7 protein-coding genes are annotated in these 6,268 nt (G+C 42.4%); all 7 read right to left on the bottom strand.

Annotated elements, in window-relative coordinates; all coding sequences use genetic code 11:
* Positions 1–134 precede the first annotated feature (134 nt).
* Positions 135–1,328 (bottom strand): MFS transporter, encoded by a 1,194-nt coding sequence (locus tag B6K08_RS10905; RefSeq protein ID WP_052211835.1) that lies wholly within the window; start codon positions 1,326–1,328, stop codon positions 135–137.
* Positions 1,325–1,747: a MarR family winged helix-turn-helix transcriptional regulator gene (locus B6K08_RS10910; protein ID WP_052211832.1), complete on the bottom strand. Its 423-nt coding sequence runs from the start codon at positions 1,745–1,747 to the stop codon at positions 1,325–1,327. Before B6K08_RS10910 ends, B6K08_RS10905 begins: the two co-directional genes overlap by 4 nt.
* 121 nt (positions 1,748–1,868) lie before the next feature.
* A complete protein-coding gene (gene tsaA / locus B6K08_RS10915) occupies positions 1,869–2,555 on the bottom strand; it encodes a tRNA (N6-threonylcarbamoyladenosine(37)-N6)-methyltransferase TrmO (RefSeq protein ID WP_039206238.1) in 687 nt (228 codons plus the stop codon).
* A gap of 178 nt (positions 2,556–2,733) precedes the next feature.
* Positions 2,734–3,777 (bottom strand): ATP-binding protein, encoded by a 1,044-nt coding sequence (locus B6K08_RS14230; protein WP_200810417.1) that lies wholly within the window; start codon positions 3,775–3,777, stop codon positions 2,734–2,736.
* Positions 3,714–4,028, bottom strand: a complete 315-nt coding sequence (locus tag B6K08_RS10925) for an AAA family ATPase (protein WP_159446770.1) — start codon at positions 4,026–4,028, stop codon at positions 3,714–3,716. The genes B6K08_RS14230 and B6K08_RS10925 overlap by 64 nt, the downstream gene beginning before the upstream one ends.
* Before the next feature lie 344 nt (positions 4,029–4,372).
* The gene (locus tag B6K08_RS10930) at positions 4,373–5,725 is read right to left on the bottom strand and encodes a methyl-accepting chemotaxis protein (RefSeq protein WP_080326117.1); all 1,353 of its coding nucleotides are present in this window, start codon (positions 5,723–5,725) and stop codon (positions 4,373–4,375) included.
* Between the two features lie 115 nt (positions 5,726–5,840).
* The coding region (locus B6K08_RS10935) for an IS3 family transposase (RefSeq protein ID WP_143254909.1) at positions 5,841–6,268 on the bottom strand (428 nt) is incomplete at its 5' end.

Below are 6,268 nucleotides of genomic sequence, written 5' to 3' on the forward strand. Positions count from 1 at the left end.
ACGCCCCTTTAATAGAATCACAACAGGTAAAATGTTACCACTGCGCTACAGGGATGTCAAAGAAATGGAATAAAATGGACACAAAAGTGTAATGTCTATTGGTAACAGACATTTATTGCTGTCATCGATATCCTTTATTCACATGTTTTGTGCATCATAACAATGTATCCTTGCTGATACTTGTTCCAAACAAAATAACAAACCGCAGCTGCTGCAATAACCCCTGTGCAAACCACGCTGTACATAAAGGTATAGCCATAGCCAGCTGCGACTATCCCCAAAAGGCCAGCTGCCAGTCCGACACAAATATCCAGGGACCAAAAATAGGTAGCTGTAGCCACACCGCTACGCTCCATCGGTGCACTTTGGATAGCCAATGTCTGAAAAGCCGGACTCAAAGCACCAAAGCCTATACCTAATATTGCAGCCGACACTAAAAGCCCCAGCATAGTAGAAATCTGACCAAAAAAGATCATTCCCAAGGCGAAACACAGAAAACCAGGATAGATTGTATAATCCGGTCCCTTGGTATCAAATATTTTTCCAACGATAGGCCGGGTCAGCACAATAACAGTAGCAAATACGGCAAAGAACATACTGGTCTCCTGTTGCAGACCCAAGGATTTCGCATAAAGGGGAATAAATGTCAATACACCACCGTAAGCAAAGAATACCAGGCCACCAATGGAAGACATAGCCACAGACCTGCGTTCAATAAAATCACTGATGGAGATGCCATGGCGCTGCTTTTTAGCAGGCAAAATAACCGCATCAGGCATTCTACGATGATTTGCCACAACAAAGGTAAATAATGCCAGCATCACCATAAAGGGAAAAAACATCTCAGCTCCCCAGCTGCCGATTATTACCAACCCCAGCAAAGGACCTACAACCATAGCCAAATTTGTGGTCAAGGCAAAATAGCCAATGCCTTCACCCTTTCGCTCCGCAGGTAGTACCATTGCGGCCATAGCAGCAGCTGCTGTAGTCGCAATAGCAAAAATCACACCATGAAGCAGGCGCAAGCTATAAAGCCCTGTAAGGGTCTGAAAAAAGTTAAACCCAAGCATAATAAGCCCAAAACAGAGTGTCGCCACCAGCATCAATGTTCGCTTATTCACGCTGTCGATAAGTTTTCCAGCCAATGGACGGCAGGCCACAGTTCCAATTTGAAAAAAAGTCATGGCCATGCCTGCTTCCAGCTCCCCACCCTGCAAATCATCCATAATAAAAATCGGCAAGGCTGCAATCATAATATACTGGCTCATAAATACCAGAAAGTTACAGCCGCCCATACTAATAAATTCCGTTGTCCAAAGTTTATTCATTCCCTGATCATTTCCTCTATCTTTAGTAACATTTCCTTCATATTTGCTGTATCAGCCTCACCCAGTTCCAGCTCTAATTGCCGGTTTTCCCGTTCATCTTCCGTTGCCAGTTTATCCACAAGCTGCTTGCCAGACATGGTCAACTGCAAGAGAAAGGCACGACGGTCAACTTGATTTGGCTCCCTTTTTACATAGTCCTTTTTAAGCAATCTATCCACAATCGCCTTAACCGTATTGGGATCTCGTTGCATTTGTCCAGATAATTCTTTTTGGCTGATATCCGGATGCTCAGCTAATATCTTCATCGCCACCCATTGCTCTACAGTCAGTCCGTATGGACTGAATATTTTCTCGGTATGGCGGTGAACCTTCCTGGCCGTTCGACACAACAGATAGCCCAATGTATCATCTATCTGCATCGTGATTTCACCTTCTTTTTTATTGATAACGCCTTTATTATTCGCACAAAAATAATACGTCAACGTACTTTATATTAATACGCTAACGTATTATTGTCAACAAGATATTTCAATCGTTATGTTAATCATAAACAGCTACCACCCTGAGTACCTTTTCATTAACAGAAAATTTGACCTCCACATCCCCAAATGGCATTCCGTAAATACGAGCAGGATCGTGATGATAAGATGGTCTTGGGTCATTGGCCAATACCTCTATCAAGGACTTATGCTGCTTTTCCGGAACCTTTGCCAGTAGTTCCGGAGGAAAATCTACCTCCAGCATTCGGTTCCAGCCGCCACTTCTGAAGCCCTCAGTAGCCTCTGGGTGACTGTCCGCATAGGGTATATAGGGTTTTATATCCAGTATTGGGGTATCATCCATAAGATCTGCACCACTAACAATAAGCACCGGACCATCATGGGGATCTACCTCCACCCCTTCCAGCTTCACTGATGATAAACCAATAGGATTAGGGCGAAATGGTGACCTGGTGGCAAACACGCCTACCCGTGTATTGCCTCCTAAAATTGGTGGTCTGACCGTTGGTGACCACCCCTCACGGACATTTTCGGAAAAGTGCCAAATAAGCCACAAATGTGAAAAGCCTTCTATACCTCTGAGAGCATCCTCATTACGATATTCCGGCTCAAAAACAATACGTCCCTTCAGCTCCTTCACCACCCCACTCTGCCGGGGAATGCCAAACTTGGTGGGAAAATCCGTATGAATTCTTCCTATTATTTTTATTTCTATAATATCAGCCATGCTTTCAAATCCTTTTCAGTTTTTACATATTATTAAACGCATTTCTATCAGTATAGCATAATACTTCAAGACTGACTCCTTACCGTACAGAACATGGCAAAGGATAAGGCCCTCCTCGAAAGGAAGGCCAACCCTATATAATCACATACATTTTTATTCTCTATGCTATGTGGGATAGTTAAATAAACATCACAAAATAATGTGGCAAGGTTTCCTTTACACCAGAGCGCCCATTTCTATTTGATATTAATTTATAGGCGACACTTGGTGAGAAGTCGTTAATAAAATTATTTAAAGAAACCGATGCTGTATTTCCAGCCTTAACCTCTATTGGAACGACTTCGCCTTCTTTTTCTATTAAGAACTCCAACTCATGGTTATCGTCTGGCTTGTAGTAATGCAAGGTATATCCTCTTTTTACTAAACACTCAGAAATGATATTTTCATAGATTCCACCTCGGGCATTTCCCTTTATTGTATTATTCAAAATTGCTCTTTTGGTTTCAAAACCATACATACAGGTGAGCAAGCCTGTATCATTTATATATAGCTTAAATTGTTCCTCTTTTGAGTTTGCCATGAGAGGAATATACGGTTCTGACACATTATAACAGGCATTTACCAGACATGAATCCTTCAACCACTTTATACTGCCACCATATTTTCTTCTGGTTTGTCCCTTTTCAACAGTTGCATACTGAAATTTTTTTAATTCCTTTGCAAGCTGTCTAGGCACGGCATCATAGCACATTCTGACCAATTTCTTTTCCCTGCCCTTTGCGTGCTTAGAAATATCGTCCTGGTAAAGAGCTATAATGTTTTGCTGAATATTCATAACCCGATTAAAATCCTTATACTCGGCAAAATCCGTCACAACCTCTGGCATTCCGCCCACTACCATATATTCCCTAAATAATGCTTCATACTTGTTATGAATAACTTCAGGAATTTGCTCATTATTCCCCATATAGTCCTTCAAACTGTATATGCTGTCAGAATCATATCCATATGCCCATAGGAATTCTTCAAAATCCAAAGAATACATCATAAGCTGCGTTTCATATCCCACTGGCAGTGACATTGGTTCTTCCACTTCATCATCAGCATCCTCACCGTAGGAAAGTCCAAGCAGAGAACCGGAAGCAATTACATCAAATCTCATATCTTCAGCCAGAAATTTAAGTGCAGTTCTCGCATTTCCGCAGCATTGTATCTCATCCAAAAAATTAATGTTTGCCCTGGAATTAATTTGATATCAGGAATATTTGCCGTCATTCTCTTATACACTTCTTCTGAGGATAACTCTCCCTCAAAAATATGTTTTAGCGGTTTCTGCCTGTAAAAATCAATATTTATAAATGATTCATATTCATTTTTACCAAATTCCTTAATAATAAAGGTCTTGCCTACCTGTCTAGCCCCTTTTATAAGCAAACATTTTTTTAGACCTTCCTTATGACGTTTTTTTTCCACTCCAATAATTTTGAATATATTTTTCTCTTTAACATAATACCATATCCCTATGATTTCAATATTTACATGATAACAACGGCAAAGCCCTATTCCTTACAATAAATTTTATAGCTCTTCCAAAGGAAAAGTCAACTTTTTACATAAAATCGTAATATATTTTTATAAAAAATTGCATAAAATCGTAGTATCTTTCATCGAGAAAATGCATAAAATCGTAACCTATTTGCTTGGAAAACTGCATAAAATCCTTGCTAAAAAACACATTTCACGATAAAGAAAAAGCCCTCCCCGCAGGGAAGGCCCAATCCTATAATATTTTACACACGCATATCACTCGCATTGAGTTACAGCTTGAACTTGCTGATTTCATTCTGCAGCTCCATTGCCATCTTGGAAAGGCTATCGGACGCATTGGAAATCTCCATTACGCTGGCACTCTGCTCCTCAGTTGCGGCAGAAACGGTCTCAGCTTCCTCAGCTGCCTTTCTGCTGGCATCACCAATGATTCTAATATGCCCCATAACTTCCTCTCCGTTGGCAGCCATGCCACTGATAGCGGAAGAAATATGCTGAACCTGACCGGAAACTGTCTCAACGATTTCAATAATCTTGCGGAAGCTCTCACCCATGCTGATAATATTCTGAGTACCAACACGAACCTCCTCACTGCCCGCCTGCATACCAGCAACAGCATTATCAGTATCCTTGCGGGTCTGCTGAATAAGATCCGCAATCTGGTTGGCTGCCTCCTGAGAGGACTCAGCCAGCTTACGAACCTCATCTGCTACTACGGCAAAGCCCCTTCCATGCTCACCAGCACGGGCAGCCTCGATAGCTGCATTAAGGGCCAACAGGTTTGTCTGTGCAGAGATATTTGAAATGGTATCCACAATCTGACCAATTTCTGCAGAGCGCTCACCCAATGCAGTAACCACTTCTGTAGACTCATTGGTGCTCTGCTCGATGCGCTTAATCTGTCCAATGGCCTGCTCCAGAGTCTTGCCTCCATCACGGGCTACCTCTGCGGCCTCACGGCCATGGGCTGCTGCTGCATCGGCTTCACCGGCAACTGTCTGAATGGTGTCGTTCAGTTCCTCTATGGCCGTTCCAGTGGAGCTAACTGCCTCCAACTGCTCATTGGTGCCTTGGGCAACATTTACGATGGAATTTGCCACCTGATTAGATGCCTGGGCTGACTGCTCAGTGGTGGCATTCAGCTCCTCAGCGGCTGCAGCCAGACTTTCAGAGGAACCGCTAACCTGCTTCATAACATTGCTTACACCCTGACGCATTTCACGAACCGCCGCAGCCAAAGCTCCCAACTCATTATTGGAGGTAATACGGCTTGGACGATTACGGAAATCACCTGCTGCCAAAAGATGCATTTCATCCATCATAACTGCAAGAGGTGCCATGGCTTTATTTACAGTTACAAGAACTCCCAAGGAAATCAAAATTGTAAGGAGCAGGCTTATTCCAACCATGATTTTAAGTACATTGCTTACAGGGGCAAACAGCTCATCCTGATATGCTACAGTGGCCATACCCCATCCAGTGGCCTTAATTGGGTTATAGAAGGCAATCATATCGTCGCCCTCTTTATTTGTGAACTTATAGACACCGGCATCACCGGAAAGCATTTTTTCACCCAAAGCCTTTATTTCAGGGTCACTGTCCTCAGAAATCTTTTTCTTCATGATGGCTTCTTCGTCAGGATTTACAATATAAGTGCCCTCCTTGGAAACCAAAAGTGTAGTGACCCCATAAAGTTAGACCTTAACGGTAGTAGCAATTATTTGCTGCTACCGTTTTTTATGCTGCGGCATGACGTAAACGGTAGTCGACTGGGCTGAGCCATCCCAGCTTAGCTTTGATTCTTTGTTTATTGTAGTATGTGATGTAATGTCGGATTGCTCGTTCCAGTTCGTCAAAGCTGTGATAGGTATGTCCATAATAGATTTCCTGTTTTAGTAGGCCAAAGAAATTTTCCATCACGCTATTATCCAGACAGTTTCCCTTGCGAGACATGCTTTGAAAGATACGTTCTTCTCTTAATCGGTCTATATAATTTCTCATTTGATAGGGCCAGCCCTGGTCTGAATGGAATGTCCGACGGTAAGGGCAGTCACTGGTAATGTCAATTGCTTTCTCTAAAGCAGATATAATACCTTGTGATGATGGTCGTTTCGTGATACTAAAACTAATGATTTCACGATTATAAAGGTCAAGAAACGGATCTA

The organism is Anaerovibrio lipolyticus DSM 3074 (assembly GCF_900141865.1).
Lineage (GTDB): Bacteria > Bacillota > Negativicutes > Selenomonadales > Selenomonadaceae > Anaerovibrio > Anaerovibrio lipolyticus.